Raw genomic sequence first — 20,650 nt, 5'->3', positions numbered from 1 at the left:
TGTTTCGCCGCCCGCCGCTTATGGCTTGTCGGTATAGTCGAGCGCCGGCGCGCGGTCTCCGAGCAGGGGCTTGTAAACGAAGCCTGCGCCCCGGCTCTTCTCGAACTCGGCCTTTGCAGCGGCAAGCGTGTCGGGGCTGCGAAACAGTTCGGCGCCCGCCAGCGCCAGCGTCTTGGCCGCGACCACCGCGCCCTTCACGCCGATGCTCGTGCCGCTGGCCGACGCCGCCTGCCAGCTATGCGGCGGGGTGCCGCCGACCCAGGTCGCGGTGCTCAGGCTGCTGGTCGGCACGACCCAGGTGATGTCGCCGACATCCGACGATGCCGAGCTCTTGCGCCCGAAACTATAGGGCTCGATCCTGCCCGGATCCGATGGCGGCACCTTGCCGGGAAGGCTTGCCGCGATTGCCCGGGCATATTCGGCCTCTGCCGGCGAATAGCTGTAGCCGCCGACCTTTTCGAGATTGGCCTGGACGACGCGGCCGAGCGTGTCGTTGGGCAGATGCGCATAGCTGCCGCCGATGATCTCGACCGACACGGTGGTGCCGGTGGCCAGCGCCGCGCCCTCGGCCGCCTGCTTCACACGGCTCCAGACATCCTGGACCACCGCCGGGTCATAATGGCGGAAATAATAGAAGCTCTCCGCCTCGGCCGGCACGATATTGGGCTGATCGCCGCCATTGGTGATCGTGTAGTGGATCCGGGTTTCCTGCGGCACATGCTCGCGCAGGTAATTGACCGCGACATTGTGGATTTCGAGCGCGTCGAGCGCCGAGCGGCCACGCTCGGGCGCGGCGGCGGCATGCGATGCCACGCCGTGGAAACTGAATTTGGCGGTGAGCATCGACAGCATCGTGCCCTGCGATCCACTGTTGCTGCCGCTCGGGTGCCAGGTGAGCGCGGCGTCGACATCCTTGAACAGGCCGTCGCGCACGAAATAGACCTTGGCGAAACCGCCTTCCTCGGCGGGACTGCCGTAAAGCCGGATCGTGCCCTTGGTGCCGCTTTGCTCGAGCCATTTCTTGAGCGCAATCGCCGCGGTGACCGAGGCGGCGCCGAGCAGATTGTGACCACAGGCATGGCCGGCGATGCCGCCGGCCGATTTGCGTTCGGCGCTGCTGTCCTGCGACAGGCCGGGCAAGGCATCATATTCGGCGAGCAGCGCGATCACCGGCCCGCCCGACCCCGCCGTGGCGACGAAGGCGGTGGGAATGCCCGAGATGCCGGTCTCTATCCTGAACCCCGCATCCTTCAATTCCTTCTGGATGCGCGCCGTGCTCCTGCTTTCCTTGAAGCCGATCTCGGCGAGTTTCCAGACGTCCTGGGCGACCGATGACAGGCGCGGCGTGAGCGCATCGACCGATTGCTCGATCGCCCTGGTCTCCGCATCGCCAAGCGGCGCCGCGATCGCGGTACTTCCCCAGAAAGCGCCCAGCATCAGCGCGGCAATGGCACGGGTCGTTTTCATGTCCGATATCTCCAGTTCGCGAACCGCTTAGAAATGCGTGCTCAGATTGAGGCCGAAGGTGCGCGGCGCCGCGGTCGTCACGGTCTCGATCGATCCGCCGAGCACATTGCCGGCGGCCACGCGCGCGACCGTGTCGAACAGGTTGTTCACGAACAGATAGGCGCCCCAGCGTTCGGTCCGCACGCCGACTCGCAGGTTGGTCAGCGTATAATCGCCAAGGCGGCGATAGTTGATCGAGTTGGGACGGAAATCCGCATAGGATTTACCGACATGGCTGGCATCGGCACGCACCAGGCCCTGAAGATCGCCCGACAATGCCCATTCATATTGTGCCGACACGCCGAAGGTCGCGGCGGGAATGAAGGGCACCTTGTCGCCCGCACGCGCGGTGGTCGGTGCCGGGTTGATGCCGTCGGGCACCTGATCTTGGGTCAGTTTCGCATTGGTGAGCGCGATATTGCCGGTGAATTGCAGGCCTGCGAGTGGCCGCAGCGCCAGTTCGAACTCGCCGCCCTTGATATGCGCGGCACCGGCATTGCCGAGATAGACGAAGGTGCCGCTGTTGATGCTCACCTGCATGTCGGACCAGTCGGTGAAATAGCCCGACAGATTGGCGACGAGCGCGCCGTCGAGCAGGCTGGCCTTGATGCCGCCTTCATAGGTGACGAGCTTGTCGGGAGAATAGGCCAGCGCCTGGGCGAGGCCGAGCACCTGATTCACGCCGCCGGGGCGGTAGCCGTTCGCGACCTGCGCATAGAGCAGCAGATTGTCGGTCGGCGCGTAGCTGAGATTCGCCTTGTAGAGCCAGCCATTGTGGCTGCTGCGATAGACCGCGAACGGCGTCGGGCTGGTGCGCAATATGTCGAGCCCGATGATCGTGTCGCCGCCGACGACCTTCTGATAATCATAATAGCGGAACCCGCCGGTCAGCTTCAGCCCGTGCAGGAATTCATAGGATGCCTCGCCAAAGACCGCTTTCTGCTTGAGCGAGTCGGTGACGTTGCGCTGGAGCAGCGGCGCGGCGCCGTCGATCTGGCTGCCGTCGCTGGGCGAGGTCCGTCGCGCTTCCGACAGCACCCTGGAATCGCGATCCTGGTAGAAGCCGCCGATCGTCCATTGGAACGGCCCGCTGCCCGAGGATTGGAGGCGGATTTCGCTGGTCCAGTCCTTCACCGACTGGGGCTGGTAATAGATGACGGGCGTCAGGCTATCGACATAGGCGTCGAAGGCGGCGACGCCCTGCGGCGTCGCGCAGACCGCGGTGCTGAAATGCGTCCGGCAATTGGCGGCCGATCCCTTGAAGCTGCGGAAAAGATAAGTGGGGTCGCGCGTCACCAGCGTGTCGCGATCCTGATAGGCGGTGGTGAGGACAAGATTGGCGAAGCCCAGATCGGCATTGCCGGTCAGGCTGTAGAGTCGCTGCTTGTCCTCATAGGGCACCTGCGACCGGTTGACCGCATTGTACGGACCCGCGCTCGGCGACCAGGTGCTCGCTCCGCCCTTGCTATATTGCAGGTGCACCGCGCCATCGATGGTCAGCCAGCTCGCCGGAATGAATCGCACCAGCAGCCGCCCGCCATCGGTCTTTTCCGAATTGATGCCGGTGAGCCCAAGGCCCGGATTGTCGACCCAGCCATCGATGTCGCGGCGGAAATAGACGGCGCGCGCCGCCAGCACGTCGGAGACGATCGGGACGTTGACCGCCAGGTTGAGCTGATAGCCCTCGCCGCCGTCCTTGGTCGTGGTCGCGGTGACGTCGGCCTTGGCCTCGAAGTCGAAACCCGGCTTGCGATTGACGATGCGGATCGTGCCGCCGACCGAGCCCGCGCCGTAAAGCGTGCCCTGCGGACCGCGCAGCACCTCGACCCGCTCGATATCGAACAGTTTGAAATCGGACTGGCTGCCGCCCGGATCGCTGGTCGTACCCGGCGGTCCGGATACCGCCGTATCGTCGTAATAGATGCCGACCTGCGCATCCCCGGCACTGCGGATACCGCGCAGGGTGATGCGGCGCTGGCCCGGCCCCTGATCGGTGACGGTCAGGCTCGGGACCGCGCGGGTCAGGTCGTTCACCCCGTCGATGCTCGCCGCGCGCAATGTCGAGTCGCCGATCGCGGTGATGCTGGCGGGCGCGTCCTGCAGCCTGGTCTCGCGCTTGAGCGCGGTCACCACGATCGTGTCGTCGCCCGCACCGCTGTCGCCGGCGTCCGCCGTCTCCTGAGCCTGGGCGGACGCGGCGAAAAGCAGCGCGGACGAACCGGTCAGCAGGATATGCAGTAATGGACCCGATTTGCGCATTGGATACTCCTGGAATGGGTTGGTCGGCCGCGCAGGCGCTCGGCCTTGGTCGCTTTCGCGAGGTCGTCAGGACTGGAGGGCGAGCTCGCCGGCTGGCACTTCAACGGGGACGGCCTTCACCGCCTCCCGCGCGCGGCGCTCGACCTCTTGCTGGACCGCCGGAATGATCCATCGGCCGTAATCGACGGTGTCGTAGAGCGGATCGTACCCGCGGTTCAGAAAGGTCGTGACGCCGAGATCGACATAGTCGAGCAGTGCCGCAACCACCTGATCGGGGGTGCCGACCAGCGCGGTGGTGTCGCCATAAGCGCCGACGGCGCTCGCGGTCGGCATCCACAGGCAGCGATCATGCCGGTCGCCCCGCGCCGCGGCGGCAAGCAGCCGTTCCGACGCCACCGCCTTCTGCTTGCCGTGTCGTGGGCCGCCGGGGCGGAACATCGGGTTCGCCTCGATCCCCGCGAGGATCTCGCGCGCCCTGGCCCAGGCCAGTTCCTCGGTTGGCCCGAGGATCAGACGGACCGAAAGGCTGACGCGCGGCGGCGCCACCCCGGCCGCGGCGGCGGCGCTCCTGATCTTGCCGATATGCTCGCGCGCGTCGGCAAGCGGTTCCCCCCAGATGCCGTAGAGATCGGCATGTTTCACGCCGACATGGAAAGCCGCTTCCGACGCGCCGCCGAACGAGATCGGGACATGCGGCTTCTGCAGCGGCTTCACCGGCGAGAAGGCATCCTTGATCGTGAAATATCTGCCTTCGAAGCTGAACGGCTCCTCGGCGGTCCAGGTCTGGCGCACGATCTGGAGATATTCGTCGGTGCGCGCATAACGTTCGGCCTTGTCGTAGAGTTGATCGCCCTCCATCGGCTCGGCGCTGATGCCGGTGATGGCGTGGAGACGGATCCTGCCGCCAGTGGTGTGATCGAGCGTCGCGAAGGCGCGCGCGGCGGCGGTCGGCGCCCAGAGCGCGGGGCGATGCGCGATCATGAAGCCGAGCCGCTCGGTCTGTGCCGCCGCGAAGGCCGCGATCTGAAGGCTGTCCGCTCCGCCCGGCCCGCTCGCGATCAGGACCCGATCGAACCCCGCATTCTCGTGCGCGCGTGCATGGAAGCGAAGGAAATCGAGGTCGAAACCGCCACCACGGTCGCCATGGGTTTCTGACCATTGGCGCGGAAAGACCATGCCCACAAATTCGATCGCCATCGCATTGCCCCAGGGATGAGTTCAGTCACGCATCCCCTGCAGAGCAACAGCCGTGCCAAATGGAAGGAAGCGCGGAAAACCGGGGGCCACGTGTTTGCCGGGTGGTGTTGTGCGATCGCCGATTTGCGCAGTGAGCGGCCTGCGCTGGTGGAAAATCAGCGATGCGGCGTTGCAGGTCGGGAGTGTGCGCAAATCCTGTTGCCGTTATTGCGAGCGAAGCGTGGCAATCCAGCGATGCATCGACCGCTGGATTGCTTCGTCGCTACGCTCCTCGCAATGACAATAGCAGAGCGGAAGGAGTGCGGAGCGAGGCCGGCCCCTCAGGCCAGAACCAGTGACGGCTGGCTGACGGCCGGCGTCCAGAGGCTGGGCGAATCCGCCACCAGCGCGCGGGTATAGTTGTCGGTAGGGCGATCGAGGACAGCGTCGACGCTGCCCTGTTCGACGATGTGACCGGCGCGCAGCACGACGACGCGGTCGGCGATCGCGCGGACCACCGCCAGGTCGTGGGTGACGAACAGCAAGGTCAGGCCTTCCCGCGCAAGCCCCGCGAGCAGATCGAGGATCGCCGCCTGAACCGAGACGTCGAGCGCCGAGGTCACCTCGTCGCAGATCAGGATCTCCGGTTCGCAGATCAGCGCGCGGGCGATCGCCACGCGCTGCCGCTCGCCGCCCGAAAGCTCGCCCGGATAGCGCGCGGCGACGGTGGCAGGCAGAGCGACGCGATCGAGCGCGGCGGCGACGCGGCGCTCCGCCTCGCGTGCGCTCACCGCGAAGAAATGACGCGCCGTCCGGCCCAGTATCTGGCCGACCCGTTCGCGCGGATTGAGCGCGCGATAGGGATTCTGGAAGATGTACTGGATCCGCCGGCGCAGATCCCGGCTGCGCGTGCCGGTATCGAGTGCCCGATCGATGCCGTCGAACAGCAAGCGCCCGTCGATCGCCTCGCCAAAGCCGACGATCGCGCGCGCCAATGTGGTCTTGCCCGATCCGGACTCGCCGACCAGGGCGGTGCATTCCCCGCGCCAGAGCTCGAGATCGGCGCCGAACAGGATCTGCTGGCTGCCATAATAGGCAGTCGCTCCCCCGATCGACAGCAGGGGGGCATCGATCGCGTCGCGTTCAGCGGACGGCGGGGATGCAGCCGGCAGAACGAGCGGTGAATCGACCGGATGATGGCACGCCGCGCGATGCTCGCCCGCAACGGCCGAGAGCGACGGTTGCACCGCGCAATCCGCCGTCGCGAGGTCGCATCGCGGCGCGAAAGCACAGCCGGCGGCGCGTTCGGCGGGCGCCGGGGCATGCCCCGGGATTGCGGCAAGCGGCCGCCGGACGGCGACATCGGGAACCGACGACAGCAGGCCGCGGGAATAGGGATGCGCGGGCCGCCGGAAGAGATCGTCGCGCCGCGCGGTTTCGGCGACGCGGCCCGCATAAAGCACGACCAGCCGATCGACCAGATCGCGGACGACCGCGAGATCGTGCGAGACGTAGAGCGCGGCGATGCCCTGATCGCGGCACATCCGCCGGATCGTCGCGAGCACCTTTGCCTGGGTGGTCACGTCGAGCGCCGTGGTCGGCTCGTCGAGGACGATCAGCCGCGGCCGCAGGACGAACGCCATCGCCAGCAGCACGCGCTGCTGCTGGCCGCCGGACAGCTGATGCGGAAACCGTTTGAGGAAGGGTTCGTCGGCAGGCAGGCCGACATCGTGCGCGACCTGGACGATGCGTTCGCGGCGGGCCGCGCGATCGAGATCGGGTGCGTGGAGGCTCAGCAGTTCGTCGAGATGCGCGCCGATCCGCATCATCGGATTGAGCGCCGTCGCGGGATCCTGCGCGACATGCGCGACGAGCGGACCGCGCACCATGCGCCGTTCGGCTGGCGAAAGCGCCAATATCTCGCGCCCGCCGATCCACACCTCGCCATCGGTGACCCGCGTACCCTGCCGCGCATGGCCGAGCAGTGCGGTGGCGATGGTCGTCTTGCCCGAACCCGATTCACCGACAAGGCCGACGATCTCGCCCGCGGAAACCGAAAAGGAAATGCCGGTGACGATATCGATCCCGGGCGCCAGCGAGACCGCCAGGTCGCGGACGTCCAGCAAGGGAATGGGCGCGGGCGCCACGACTGCGATCGCGCCCGTCATGCTTCGTCGATCCGCGCCGTCGCGCGCGCGACGCCTTCGGCCAGCAGGTTGGTGCCCAGCGCGAACAGCGCGATAAGCACCACCGGCGCCAGCACCGCCCAGGGCTGGACCATCAGCCCCGCGCGATTCTCGTTGATCATCAGCCCCCAGTCGGCGGCGGGGGGTGCGACGCCATAGCCCAGGAAGCTCAGCCCCGAGAGCATCGCGATCGCCCAGGTCAGCATGATGCCGAGATGGACGAGCAAAGGCGTCGCGATGTTCGGCAGAATCTCCCGCGCCAATATGGTACGCCGCCGATACCCCATCATCCGCGCTGCCTCGACGAATTCCTGGCTGCCGATTCCCAGCGTCACACCACGCGCCAGGCGGATGACGCCGGGCACGAATGCGACCGAGACGGTCAGCACGATCAGCCAGGGTTCGCGCCCGAGCATCGAGACGACGAGCAGCACGAGAATGAGATCGGGAAAAGCCAGCACGACATCGGTCAGCCAGACGATCGCCTGATCGATCTTGCCGCGCGCAAGGCCCGCGAGCATGCCGACTGCCACGCCGGCAACAAGTGCGATCAGCGCGGCCGCAACGCTCATCCAGAGCACCGACCAGCCACCGTCGAGCACACGCGACCAGACGTCGCGCCCCAGATAGTCATGCCCGAGCCAGGCCCCGGCAGCCGGCGCGCCATAGGTCGGGCCGACCAGCGCGTCATGGGCATGCGGCGCCAGCCAGGGACCGACCAGCGCGAAGAGCAGCACGCCCGCAAGGATGGCGCCGCCGATCCGGATCTGGCGCTGGCCCGTCCATCGACCCCGTCGGTTCATACCGCACCACCCTTGAGCTTCCAGCCGGCACGGGCGCCGGGGCGAAGCGCCGGCGCATGGGCGGTGCGCATCTTCGGCGTGACGAACATGGTCGCGACGTCGGCGATCAGGTTCACGAGCACGACGGCGCTGGCGAGCAGCAAGGTGACGGCCTGGATCACCGGGATGTCACGCATCTCGATCGCGGCGTTGAGCGCGGCGCCGATGCCGGGATAGCTGAACACGACTTCGATGATGAGCGCCCCGCCCAGCAGCATGCGGGTTGTCATCGCGATGCCCTGGATCGTGGGGACGAGCGCGTTCGGCATGGCGTGACGCCAGAGTATCCGGCGCTCGGGCACGCCGCGCAGCCGGGCAGCCGTCACATAGTCGCTCTCGAGCACTTCGATCACGCTGGCGCGCACCAGCCGGACCAGGAAGGGCAGCACGGTGAGGATCAGCGTGGCGGCAGGCAGGATCAGATAGGCCGGCTGGAGGAACGGCGACACGCCGGGTTCGAGCAGTGAGACCGCTGGCAATATCGGCAGGACCGAGGTCGAGAAGATGATGATCAACCCGATCGCGAGGATGAAGCCGGGCAATGCCTTGAACAGGATGAGGCCGGTCATCGCATAGCGATCCGCCCGGCTGTCGCGGCGGGCGGCAAGCGAAGCGCCGACAAGCACCGAAAGCGGAACCGCGACGGCAAGCACGAGCGCCATCAGCGCGAACGAATTGGCGAAGCGCTCCGCGACGATCTGGCCGACCGCCACGCCGGAGTCGAGCGAGTCACCGAAATCTCCGGCGACTGCGCGCCCGATCCAGTTTGCATATTGCACGGCGATCGGCCGATCGAGCCCGAGCTGGCTTTGCAGCACGGCGATCGACTCCTCGGTCGCCTCGGGCCCCAATATCACCCGCGCGGGATCGGAAGGCAGGATCTGGGTCGCGCCGAAAACGATGATGCTGATCAGCAGGATCGTGGCCAGGCCACCCGCGAGCCGGGCCGCCAACCAGGGCAGCCAGCCGGGCAGTCTTGCGCGCCACCCACGATCGGCAACGGCCGCCGGTGCCTCCCGGGTGACTTCCACCGGCAGGACAATATCCGCCCCGCCGTCGACCACCGGCGCTTCCGGAACGATGGATGCGGGCGTCGATCCCATCACCCCCGCCGCCAGAAATCGTCGAACCGCCAGCCCGCGAACTGGGTCTGCTCGGCGGCGATCCCCCCGATCTTCGTGCTGGCGGCGGCGCGGACATGGGCGAAGCCCCAGATCAGCAGGCCGCCGCGATCATATTGGATCCGCTGCGCTTCGTGGATCAGCGGCTTGCGCTTCTCGACATCGGGCTCGGAAAGCGCTGCGTTGATCAGTGCGCCGAAACGCGGATCGTGGAAGTTGGTCCGGTTCGAGGTCGCGGTCGGTGCGTCGTAATGCAGCGCGCTCGGCAGGAAACCGCGCGAGGGGATTCCACCGGTGCTGATCGCGCGCTTGTTCTTGAGCGGCCCGTTGAAGCTTGCGGCGTCGAGTTTCTGGACCGCCAGCGTCACGCCCGCCCGCTTTGCCTGTTCGGCGAAGACGAGCGCGGCGGCGGAGCCGGCCTGGCTTGCGGTCAGTTCGAGCATCAAGCCGGCCTGGCCCGCCTGCTGGAGCAGCGAGCGTGCCTGGTCGGGATCGAACGCCCGCTGCGGAATCGACCGGTCATAGGTCGGATCGTGCGGCGCGTAGAGATCGTTGCCGACAGCACCCTCACCATGCAGTGCCCGCTTCACGAGATCGGCACGATCGGCGAGCAGGCGAAAAGCCTGACGCACGCGCACATCGCGGAAAACCGGATGCGCGACGTTCATGTCGAGCGACTGGACGTTGTTGGTGGGTGAGACGATCACCTTCACGCCCGGGCTGGCGCGCAGCAGCCGCGCCTGTTCGGGCGCGACGAGGTCCGCGACATCGATCTGGCCGGATTGCAGCGCATAGGCGCGCGAGGTGTCGTCGCCGAACTCGATGATCTCGAGCTCGTCGACATAGGGCTGGCCCGGTTTGAAGTAGTTTTCGAAGCGCGTGTAGGTCGATCGCTGGCCCGGCTGGAAGCTTTTGAGGCGGAACGGGCCCGCGCCGACGACATTGGTCACCGGATGATAGTCGGTCGGCACGATGCCGCCAAAGCTGATCCAGGTCTCCGGCAGGGCGACGAGCCCTTGCCCGTTCTTCGAATGGATCCTGACGGTCAGCGCGTCGAGCTTGTCGATCCGGTCGCGGTCGACATAGGCGACGAGCGCGGCATAGGGCGACGCGAGCGCCGGATCCGACAGCCGCCGTAGCGAGAAGATCACATCGTCGGCGCCAATCGTCTTGCCGTGATGGAATTCGAGCCCCTTGCGCAGCCTTATGGTCAGGCTCTGCCCGTCGGGCGCGATCTCGGATTCCTCGGCGAGCGCAAGACGCGGCGTGCATTCGTGCGTCCACTCCCAGAGCTTCGAATAGAGCGCCCAGCCGCGCATGGTTCCGGCGCCGATCGGCGCATGCGCGTCGAGATTGCCCGACTGGGTCGCCTCGATCGTGCCGACGCGGATGCGCCCGCCACGTTTCGGAACACCATCATCCTTGCCGTCCGACGGTGCATTCGCCGGGCCGCAACCGGGCAGCAGCAGCAATCCCGCACCCGCGACGCTGCCGCCGATGAGCAGTTCGCGCCGGCCGATCATGCGACCAGCCTTTCGCGTGCGTTCGGTGCCATCCGGCTGCCGACCTGATCGGGTTCGGCGGGACGGGCGACACGCAGTGCGGGAATCTCGAACCCATGGTCGAGATCGAGCAGCGGGAAAAGCAGGTCGGCGACACGGTGCGCCTCGGCGATCAGGGGGAAGCCGGACAGGATGAAGGCGCTCGTCCCATGCTCGGCATATTCGCGCAGCCGAGCCGCGACATTCTCTGCACTGCCCACCAAAGTCGTGCCCGACGAGGGGCCGAGCAGATCGAAGCCGAACCAGGCCGGCCCGGTCCAGACATTGGGATAGATTTCCAGGTCGCGCGCCGATGGCAGGCGGCCGGAACGGACGGTCTCCAGATTGCGCCTGACCTGCGGATCGGGGCTGGTGACCGTCGCCAATGTCTCACCCGGCGGCAGCCGCATCTCGATCGAACGGCGCGCATGTTCCACCGACGATCGCGACAACAGCCATTCGGCATGCGCCCAGGCTTCCTCCTCGGTTTCGCGCACGATCACCTGAAGCCGCGTGCCATAATCGAGCGTGCGCCCAACCTTCGCGGCCTCGGCCGCGACGCGCGCGAACTTCTCGCCGAGCAGCGGCGGCGTGTTGGCAAAGCTCAGATAGGTGTCGAGCAATTTGACCGAATGCGCGACGCCCGGCGCCGAGGTGCCCGCCCCCCAGAGCGGAACGCCCGTCGGCTGGTACGGCCCCGCCCACACGCCCATCGGCGAACCGCCTTCGTTCCTGGGCGCGAGCTTGACGAAATTGCCGTCATAACCCGATTTGTCGCCGGCATAGACGCGGCGGAACGCGTCCCAATATTCGAAGCTGAAATCATAGCGCTCGTCATGCGGATAATGCACGCCGAGCGCGGCGAGACCGGCATCGTTGCCGTTGACGACGTTGAACAACAGCCGCCCGTTCGAGAAATGATCGAAGCTCTGGGCATATTTGGCGAGGACGGCAGGCGACAGTTCACCCGGATGCTGCGCGACCAGGAAACGCATCCGCTCAGTCACCGGGATCATCGCCGCCGCGACCGCCAGGCTTTCAAACGCGCTGCTGCCGAGCAACGCGCCGTAAAAGCCCAGCCGATCGATCGTCGCCGCAAGCTGGGTCAGATGATCGAACCCCGTTTCCCATCGCCCCTCCGGCGCCCAGGGATAGGGACCGTCGGGGGCGGTGAGATACCAGAGCAGCTTGATCGGGCGAGTCATGGCGTCAGTCGAGATCGGTTGCGGGAAGCAGCCCCGCTGCGCGCGCTTCGTCGTAGCGCTTGCTCATCTTCCACTGCTGCCGCAGCACGCCGGGACCATAGGTGCGAGAGCCGCCGATCGCGGCCGCGCGGATCTGGATGTCGGCCCCTTCCTCGAGCAGCAGGATGAACTCTGCGAGGTCGCGAAGCCCCTTCCAGCCCCACACCGTGGCGCCGCCATTCGCCTCAATGATCGCCGGCGTGTGCGGGTTGATGTCGAGCGCAGCGAGGATGAAGTCCTGCTCGTCCTGGCGGCGGTCGATATAGACCGGCAGCTCGCGCGCCAGATGGAAACGCTGCACCGGCACATAGCTGATCGGCAGGCTGCGATGCGTCTGCGCCCAGGCCGCCAGGCTCGGCGAATGGACGTGGCTGAGCGAGGTGATCTCAGGCCGCGCATTGAAGACCTTCAGATAGCGCACGGCATTGGGACGCCCGCGATAGGTCGTTCCGTCGAGGCCGGTGATCGACACGCCCAGCGGCCGGTCGGCGTCGAAGGGGTGCTGGAGATTGACCGAGACGAGCTTGTCCTCGCCGGGAATGCGTTCGATGAACCCGACCGTCCCGTTCGCGGTGATGGTTCCGGTTTCGCGATAGGCGCGAAAAATCCGCTCGGCGTCCTGCCGGACGGATTCAGCGAAGGCCTCGGCGTGCGGACTGAGCGTTTCGTCGATCTTGGCTGCGGTCGCCATGCGCGTTCTCCTTTGAATGGCAGGGGCGCGGGCGCCCCGGCGTGATGCGCTGCTGATCAGCAATGTCTGTGCCAGAGCGCGAATTGCCGGATTGGCGGCGCGGATACGCTGCGCCGCCAGCGACTATTGATGAATTCGGGTCAGATCCGAGCACCGGACTGCGCAGATATGAGCAGCGTCAGAAACGCGCCGACAGCGTCACGCCATAGGTGCGCGGATCGCCGAGATAGCGTTTGAAACTGCCGTTCGAAGCCGGCAGCGTGTGGACCTTGTAATCCTTGTCGGTCACATTGTTGACGAAGACCGTCGCCGAATAGCGGCTCTCCGCCAGTTCGATCGTCACGCGGACATTGCCCAGCCAATAAGGCTGGACGTCGAACTCGGCGTTGTTCTGGGTCAGCGCGTTGAGGCGGAACAGCGAATTATACCGCCAGTCCGTGCCGAGCACGATCGCGTGATCGCCCAGCGGCACGCGATATTCACCCGAGACGAATGCGGTGACATGCGGCGCACGCGCGAACTCGTTGCCTTCGATCCGGACGCCATTGTTGACCAGATCGGTATAGCGGGTCTTGAGCAGGCCCAGATTGCCCGTCAGCCGCAGATTCTCGATCGGGGTCACCGCCAGTTCCAGTTCGGCGCCGCGCACCCAGCCCTGCGCGTCGCGCACTTGCGAGATCGTCTGCGCGGGCGTCGTCGGCGTCGCCGGGATCAGCGTCGTCACGGTCGTCTGGATATTCTTGTAATCGTAATAGAAACCGGTCGCGTTGAAGGTCACGCGATCGTCCCACCAGCTCGTCTTGATGCCCGCTTCGTAGGAATAGACGGTCTCGGGCTGGATCACATTGGGCAGGGTCGCGGGCGGCGCGATATTCCCCTGGAAATTGCCCGCACGATATCCCTTGGCGAAACGCGCGAAGATCAGCACGTCGTCGGTCGGGCGGTATTCGGGCTTCACCTCATAGCTCAGCCGCGACCATTTCCGCGTATCGTTCTGGGTGGCGAAGACGCGGAACGGCGTCGAGATCGACGAAGGCTGGAACCAGTTGGTGGTGTCGCTGAACGTGACGGGCGCGATCGCCTGGCGCGAGAGCAGATCGATCGAGAGCTTGTCGTGCGTGTAGCGCAGGCCACCGCTCAAGGTCAGCCGGTCGACGATCTCGAAGGACGCATTGGCGAAGGCCGCCAGGCTCGTCGTCTTCTGGGTATATTGGGTGTAATAATAGGAGAGCGGCCGATTGAGCGGCCCCGGCAGCGTGCCCGTCGCGCCGAATGAATTCAGCTTGTCGTGAAAATAATAGCCGCCGACGATCCAGCGGAACCGCGTGTCGCCGTTCGAGGTCAGCCGCACTTCCTGGCTGACCTGATCGACATTGGTCGCCGCATAGCTGCGTGAGATCTCGTTGGGGGTATAATCGCCATCGGTGAAATCAGTGCGGTCCGCGCTTTCGAGCGCGGTGATCGAGGTCAGCGTGGCCGCGCCGAGATCCCATTGCAGGTTCAGCGATCCGCCCCAGGCGTCGATCGCGTTCACCGCGTCGACATTGTAACGAACCTTCTTGCGATCGGTCGGGGTCGGATAGCCGAAGGCGTCCAATCCGCCAGCCGCCGTACCGATGGTCAGCACGGGATTGGAGCCGCCCTCATAATCGCGGAAATGCACGCTGAGCAGCGCGGTCAGCGTATCGCTGACGTCCGCCTTCACCTGGAGCCGGGCCGCAAAATCCCTGACGCCGCCGGCGGTCCGGTCGGTCACTTCATTGGTCGCGAAGCCGTCGCGACGATCGTAGAGAAAGGATGCGCGCGCCGAGATACCGTCGGCCACCGCGCCGCCAAAAGCGCCCTCGACGAGCCGCTGGTCGTAATTGCCGACGGTCACCCGCGCATAACCCTCGGCCTCGTCGGTCGGTTTGCGCGAAATGAAGGAAAAGGCGCCCCCGGTGGTGTTTTTCCCCCACAAAGTGCCCGCCGGCCCGCGCAGGATCTCGACCCGCTCGATATCGAACAGCGGGAAGCCCTGCAGCGAGAAATGATTCTGATAGACCTCGTCATTATAGATCGCGACGGGGGTGACGACGTTGCTGCTGACGTCGTTGGAGCCGATGCCGCGGATGAACCAGCGTGGCCGCTGTCGGCTCTCGGTGCCCCAGGCATTGGTGTTGGGCGCGATGCGCGAGACGTCGATCGCGGTCCGCAGTTCCAGCTTCGAAAGAAACGCCCCGCTCGCAGCGGTCACCGCCAGGGGAACGTCCTGAAGCTTTTCCTCACGCTTTTGCGCAGTCACCAGGATGACGTCGTCATTCGCACCCGCATCGGCGGCAGTGCCCTCGGCCGGCGCCGGGGCCGAAGCATCGTTCGCGAGCGCAGGTCCTGCAATCGCCATGGACAGCGAAAGAGATGCGACGACGATCGATGGAATACGGAAATTCAAAACTGAAGACATAATACCCCCTGCAAATAGTCCTGATGATCTCAAGCGGTTTCGCAGGCTGTTGAGCAATTATTATGCCAGATTAAATATCCCATATATCCGGATACTTAATTAACACGACTCAGTTTCACTGTACAATTTTGAACTATCTCTGTTGAGATAGGATCAACTACTCCTGTCACAGCCAGATCTTGTCGAAGCGCCAGGTCGGGAAGTGCGAATTCTCGGCCTCGACGCCACCGACCCGCGATGAAATGCCGTCGAGCGTGTTGGAAAAGCCCCAGATGATCATGCCGCCCCGCTCGTGCTGAATGCGTTGCGCAGCATGGACGATCGCCTTGCGCTTTTCGAGATCGGGCTGGGCCAGCGCCTCGGTGAACAGGCGGCCGAATTCGGGATCGCGAAAATGGGTCTTGTTGCTGGCCGATGTCGGCGCGTCGGTGTGCAGGCCCGTCGGCAACCAGGACAGGCCGAGCATGCCGGCACCCATTGCGCCGCCGCCGCTGAAGCTCCAGTCGAGCCGTTGCGGCCCGGTGAAGGTCGCATTGTCGACCTTCCTGACCACGATATCGACGCCGGCGCGCTTGGCCTGTTCGGCATAGACGAGCGCCGCGCTCGCCGAAGCCTGGCTGGCGACGAGTTCGACGCTCAACCGGTCGTGCCCGGCCGCCTTGAGCAGCGCGCGTGCGCGGTCGGGATCATAGGCGCGCTGCGCGATCGCATGATCGAAAGTGGGGTCATGCGGCGAATAGAGGTCGTTGGCGATCCGCCCCTCGCCCTGCAATGCGCGCTTCACCAGATCCTCGCGATCGGCGAGCAGGCGGAACGCCTCGCGGACGCGGGCATCGCGGAACGGCGGCGCCTCGACATTCATGTCGAAGGACTGCCAGCCATTGGTTTTGGAGATGAGCACGCGCGCACGCGGGTCGTTGCGCAGCAGCCCGACCTGTTCGGGCAGCAGCGCGTTCGCCATGTCGATCTGGCCGGCAAGCAGTGCTGCAACCCGCGTCGTCTGATCCTTGAACTCGATGATCTCGAGCTCGTCGGCATAGGGTTTTCCCGGCTTGAAGTAATTTTCGAAGCGCGTGAACAGGGCGCGCTGGCCGGGAACGAAATCCTTGACCGATTTGAGCTTATAGGGCCCCGCCCCGACCGGATTGGTCACCGGATGATAATCGGGCGGAACGATCCCGCCGAAATTGGTCCAGGTATCGGGCAGCGCGATGAACCCCCTGCCCTCGCGCACCGGAATGCGCACTGTCCGCTCGTCGAGCTTCACCAGCGCGTCGCGGTCGATCTGGTTGACGAGCGATCCGTAGGGAGAGGCGAGCGCCGGATCGGTCAGCCGGCGGATCGAGAAGATCACATCGTCGGCGGTGATCGTCTTGCCGTTATGGAATTCGAGCCCCTTGCGCAGCCGGACTGTCCATGCCGTCGCGTCGGGGGTCACTTCCGCTTCCTCGGCCAGCGCGAGATCGGGCGTCATCTGCGACGACCATTCCCACAGCTTGCTGTACAGCGCGAAGCCGCGGATCGTGCTGCCAAGCCCCACCGGCTTGTGCGCATCGAGATTGCCCGCGCGATCGCCGTCGACGATGCCAAGCCGCAGCCGTCCGCCACGCCGTGGCGTCACCCCCGGCCCGCCTGCGCCACCGGAACCGCCACAGGCGGCCAGCATCATCGTGCCGCCCGCCGCGATACCCCCGGCGAGAAGCGAACGGCGATCGATCGGGTTCATCGGCGGCATCTCCTATTCGGCGGCGATCTGGGTCGGCGCGCGGCGCCCGAGCCGGGGAATCTCGAAACCGTGATCGATATCGAGCAGCGGAAAGACGAGATCGGCGAAGCGATGCGCTTCCCCGATCAGCGGGAAACCCGAAAGGATGAAGGCGCCGCAGCCCTGCGCCTCATATTCCCGAAGCCGTGCCGCGACATTCTCGGCACTGCCGACCAATGTGGTGCCCGCCAGCGGCGAGAGGATGTTGAAGCCGAACAGACTCGGCCCGACCCAGACATTGGGATAGATTTCCAGATCCCTGGCGCGCGGCAGCCGCCCGGCGCGCACCGCATCGAGATTGGCCTGGATCTGCGGATCGGGGCTGCGATAGCTTTCGATCGTCTCGCCGCGCGGAAGCTGCATCTCGATCGACTGGCGCGCATAATCGATATGGGTGCGATCGAGCAGCCACTGGGCATAATCCCAGGCCTCTTCCTCGGTCTCGCGCACGATGATCTGGAGGCGCGTGCCAAAATCCAGCGTCCGCCCGATCGTCGTCGCCTCGGCAGCCACACGACGGAATTTGTCGCCCAGCAAGGGCGGCGTGTTGGCGAAGCTCAGATAGGTGTCGAGCAGCTTGATCGAATGCGCGACGCCCGCCCCCGAGGTGCCCGCGCCCCAGAGCGGCACGCCGCCCGGCTGAACCGGCCGGAGCGCCGCTTCGCGCACGCCGCGACGGCCCAGGCCATATTCGGCCGGCGCCGCCGCCAGCCTGATATATTTGCCGTCATAGCCGTCGCGCAGCCCGGTGTAGAAACGTCTGAACGCATCCCAATATTCGAAGCTGAAATCATAGCGCTCGTCATGCTCGTAATTGACGCCGAACACCGGCAGCACGGTGTCGTTGCCGTTGACGACGTTGAAGATCATGCGACCGCCCGAGAAGCGGTCCTGGGTCAGCGCGATCTGCGCGAGCTTCACCGGAGAGAGCAGCCCCGGATGGATCGCCGCCAGGAACCGCATCCTTTTGGTGATCCCGATCATCGCTGAAGAGACCGTCAGCACCTCGTCGCCAAGCCCGGTGCCCAGCAGCGCGCCGTAATAGCCGAGGTGATCGATCGTTGCGGCAAGTTGCTGGAGATGACGGAAGTCGGTGTTCCACCGCCCTTCGGGTTCCCAGGGGAACGGGCCGTCGGGCGCGGTCAGATACCAGAGAATCTTCATTGTGATCCGCCCTCCTCAGAACCGCACCGAGATTTGCGCCTGGATCGAACGCGGTGGCAGCGGCTGCAGAAATTCGCCGCCGGTCAACGCGTTCAGGAAATTATGCTGATCGGTGATGTTGACCGCGGTGATCGCCAGATCGAAGCGGGGCTGGCGATAATAGAGCGTCAGGTTCGCCTGATAGCCGTCGGGCACGACCACGCTCTGGCTGAGATTGGTGTAGAATTTGCCCGTATACCAGGCGGACAATTCCGCACCGAGCCCGTTCGACAGGCGGTAATCGACAAAGCCGTTCAATGAATATTTGGGCACGCCCGGCACGCCGTATCGCCCGCCGGTGCGCCCGATCAGCCGGTTGCTGTCGCCGAACACCGTCGCATTGTCTGCGAAGAAGCCGAAGGGCGAGAAACCCGCGGGCACAATGAAGCTGTTGACCGCGTTCAGATAGGTGAAGTTCAGCCCGGCGCCGAGATTGGGGAGCGGCTGATAGCGCAACGACGCCTCCACACCCCGGATCCGCACATTGGCGATGTTGCCGTTGGTATCGGGCGTGGTGTCGCGATACTGGACGAAGGCGCTGGCGGATGAGAAGAGCTTGCCGGGGATGAGGTCGAGCTTGATGCCCCCTTCGTAAAGCTCGCTCACGCTGTCGAAGGCGAGCGGATTGAGCTTGTTGCCCGGCCCCCAGACGTTGAACGCGCCGAACACGCCGGTATTGACCGCGATCGACCGGTCATAGGTGAAATAGAGCGTGCTGTTGGCGGTCGGCTTCACATAGATGCTCGCCTGATAGCTGGGCAGCGTATAGCTCTGCCGATCGCCGCGCACGTCGCCCGGATTGACCACGACCGGATTGTTGATCGATGCGTCGATCCGGGTGAGGTTCACGCCGAGATTGATGCCGACGACATCCGCGATCCGGACATTCTGCTGAGTGAACAGGCTCCACTGATTGAGATGCCCGTTCGACGTGTAGACCGCACCGGCCGGCGGGAAACCGCCGATTTCCGAATAATAGCCGTCGCCGGTCGGCACCATCGCGGGGAAGCGGATATAACCGAAATAAGGCGTGAGTTGCGGCACGCCCGCCGCGCCGATCCACGATCCCGAAGAATTCGGATCGGCCTGAGGCAGGCCGAACAGCGCGGACGGGGTCAGCGTGCTCGGATCGAGCGTCAGATCGAACGGATTATAGTTGAAATTGTTGTTGGCGGAGCGTGCGCTGTATTTCAGCCGGCGGATCGAGACGCCGCTGTTCGACTGGAGCTCCATCGGCAGGCCGAACAGGTCGCCGGTGATCTTGCCGCGGAATTCGAGGCGGGAGTCGATCAGCGTGCTGCGGTTCTTGTAGATGAACGAACCGACCGAATCATTGTTGTTGATCGAACGCTGGACATAGCCGCTCCACAGCAGGTTCCAGCGATCGGACAGATCGACCCCGACCTGAAGCTGCGAGATGTAGCGCTTGGCGCTGTTCTTGTCCTCGGGCCGGCCCGAACCGGTCGAGGCCGAGATCTCGCGAAGGCCGTTGCCCGGAATGGTCGGATCATAGACCCAGCCGACCACGCTGCCCGCGCCCGCCACCGTTGCGCTGGGCAGCGGCGTGGTCTGCACCGCACCGGGCACATATTGCGCCTGTGCGTTACGCGTGCGCAGCTGCCAGCCGACGGGCGCCGCGGTGGGATCGCTCGACGCGAAGACAGGCGACCAGATGCCGACGCCCGGCGAATTGATCAGCGGGGTCGCCCGTCCGCCATAATATTGCTTGCCGAAACTGTCGACGAGCGCCTGGGTCGGCCGGTTCCAGCCGCGCGTGATGTTGAAGTTGTAATAGTCGTCGAACGAACCGTTCCAGTCGACCCGGATGTTGTTCGCCGGCCGCCAGGAAAGCGCGCCGTAGAAGCTGTTATAATTATTCTCGACATTCGCATAATAGGTGCCGCCGCGCTGCCCCTTGATGCTGACGCGATAGGCGAGCTGCTCGTTGATCGGCCCGCCGGTGTCGAGCGTCAGGCTGAAATCCGAATAGCTGTTGTCGCCCGGCGCCCAGGTTCCGATCCCTGCCGTCACCTGTGTGCGCTGCCGATCGAAGAACGGCTTTTTCGTGAGATAATTGACATAGCCGCCGGTGCCGCTCGACGGCCCGAAGATCACCGAGGACGGCCCCGCGACGATGTCCGCCCCCTCATAGGCGTTGAGATTGAGGGGATGGTCATTGCCGTCCTTGTAGATGCGCTGCCCATTCTGGAAGACTTCGGCATTGATGCCGCGGATGCTGGGCGCCGCGCTATTGCCCTGTCCGCCGCCGCGGGTGATGCCGGGCGCATATTTGACGAAATCATCGGTGCTCCGGAGCACGTCGGTCGCAAGCTGGTCCGCCGTTATCTGCGACAGCGAGCGCGGGGTATCGAGAACACTCGCCTCCACGCCATAGATCGAGCTGGGCGGCCGCACCGGCACCACCGAGCTTTCGTCGCGCCGGCCGGTGACGATGATCGCATCGCGATCGGCACTGTCGGCCGCGTCCGCATCCGGCGCCACGACATCGGTCGCGTCCGGCGTTGCGGCGTGGAGCATCTGGGGAATGCCCAGCCAGATCGCGCTTCCCAGCAAAAGCGTCCGCAGCTTGATCGAATTCGTCAATGATGCACCCTTTCGGTTCCTGGAAAGGGAAGACGCGGCCCAGCCAAAGCATCGCCGGTCGCCGGAACC

Annotated in this window: 13 protein-coding genes; all 13 read right to left on the bottom strand. The window is 65.3% G+C overall.

Annotated elements, in window-relative coordinates; translation table 11 throughout:
• Positions 1 to 18 precede the first annotated feature (18 nt).
• Positions 19 to 1,467: an amidohydrolase gene (locus tag AC3WN8_RS13225; RefSeq protein ID WP_492669899.1), complete on the bottom strand. Its 1,449-nt coding sequence runs from the start codon at positions 1,465 to 1,467 to the stop codon at positions 19 to 21.
• A gap of 27 nt (positions 1,468 to 1,494) precedes the next feature.
• Positions 1,495 to 3,765, bottom strand: coding sequence for a TonB-dependent receptor (locus tag AC3WN8_RS13220; RefSeq protein ID WP_492669898.1), 2,271 nt, complete (start codon positions 3,763 to 3,765; stop codon positions 1,495 to 1,497).
• A gap of 66 nt (positions 3,766 to 3,831) precedes the next feature.
• On the bottom strand, positions 3,832 to 4,962 hold the full coding sequence (locus tag AC3WN8_RS13215; RefSeq protein ID WP_492669897.1) for an LLM class flavin-dependent oxidoreductase: 1,131 nt from the start codon (positions 4,960 to 4,962) through the stop codon (positions 3,832 to 3,834).
• 320 nt (positions 4,963 to 5,282) lie between these two features.
• Entirely contained in the window at positions 5,283 to 7,109 is a 1,827-nt protein-coding gene (locus tag AC3WN8_RS13210; protein ID WP_492669896.1) for a dipeptide ABC transporter ATP-binding protein, read from the bottom strand.
• Positions 7,106 to 7,930, bottom strand: coding sequence for an ABC transporter permease (locus AC3WN8_RS13205; RefSeq protein WP_492669895.1), 825 nt, complete (start codon positions 7,928 to 7,930; stop codon positions 7,106 to 7,108). The genes AC3WN8_RS13210 and AC3WN8_RS13205 overlap by 4 nt, the downstream gene beginning before the upstream one ends.
• Complete coding sequence (locus AC3WN8_RS13200; protein ID WP_492669894.1) at positions 7,927 to 9,072, bottom strand: ABC transporter permease; 1,146 nt, start codon at positions 9,070 to 9,072, stop codon at positions 7,927 to 7,929. Before AC3WN8_RS13200 ends, AC3WN8_RS13205 begins: the two co-directional genes overlap by 4 nt.
• Positions 9,072 to 10,613: an ABC transporter substrate-binding protein gene (locus AC3WN8_RS13195; protein WP_492669893.1), complete on the bottom strand. Its 1,542-nt coding sequence runs from the start codon at positions 10,611 to 10,613 to the stop codon at positions 9,072 to 9,074. The genes AC3WN8_RS13200 and AC3WN8_RS13195 overlap by 1 nt, the downstream gene beginning before the upstream one ends.
• A complete protein-coding gene (locus AC3WN8_RS13190; RefSeq protein ID WP_492669892.1) occupies positions 10,610 to 11,836 on the bottom strand; it encodes an LLM class flavin-dependent oxidoreductase in 1,227 nt (408 codons plus the stop codon). The genes AC3WN8_RS13195 and AC3WN8_RS13190 overlap by 4 nt, the downstream gene beginning before the upstream one ends.
• A gap of 4 nt (positions 11,837 to 11,840) precedes the next feature.
• Entirely contained in the window at positions 11,841 to 12,566 is a 726-nt protein-coding gene (locus AC3WN8_RS13185) for a class II aldolase/adducin family protein (protein WP_492669891.1), read from the bottom strand.
• Between the two features lie 178 nt (positions 12,567 to 12,744).
• Positions 12,745 to 15,009 (bottom strand): TonB-dependent receptor, encoded by a 2,265-nt coding sequence (locus tag AC3WN8_RS13180; RefSeq protein ID WP_492669890.1) that lies wholly within the window; start codon positions 15,007 to 15,009, stop codon positions 12,745 to 12,747.
• 166 nt (positions 15,010 to 15,175) lie between these two features.
• Positions 15,176 to 16,735, bottom strand: a complete 1,560-nt coding sequence (locus tag AC3WN8_RS13175) for an ABC transporter substrate-binding protein (protein WP_492669889.1) — start codon at positions 16,733 to 16,735, stop codon at positions 15,176 to 15,178.
• 12 nt (positions 16,736 to 16,747) lie between these two features.
• Positions 16,748 to 17,938 (bottom strand): LLM class flavin-dependent oxidoreductase, encoded by a 1,191-nt coding sequence (locus AC3WN8_RS13170; RefSeq protein WP_492669888.1) that lies wholly within the window; start codon positions 17,936 to 17,938, stop codon positions 16,748 to 16,750.
• A 15-nt stretch (positions 17,939 to 17,953) separates the two neighbouring features.
• A complete protein-coding gene (locus tag AC3WN8_RS13165; protein ID WP_492669887.1) occupies positions 17,954 to 20,581 on the bottom strand; it encodes a TonB-dependent receptor in 2,628 nt (875 codons plus the stop codon).
• Positions 20,582 to 20,650 lie beyond the last annotated feature (69 nt).

The organism is Sphingobium sp. FW305-3-2-15-F-TSA7 (assembly GCF_058787155.1).
Note: the sequence above shows the minus strand (reverse complement) of the source record. Positions and strands in the feature narration are given on the sequence as shown.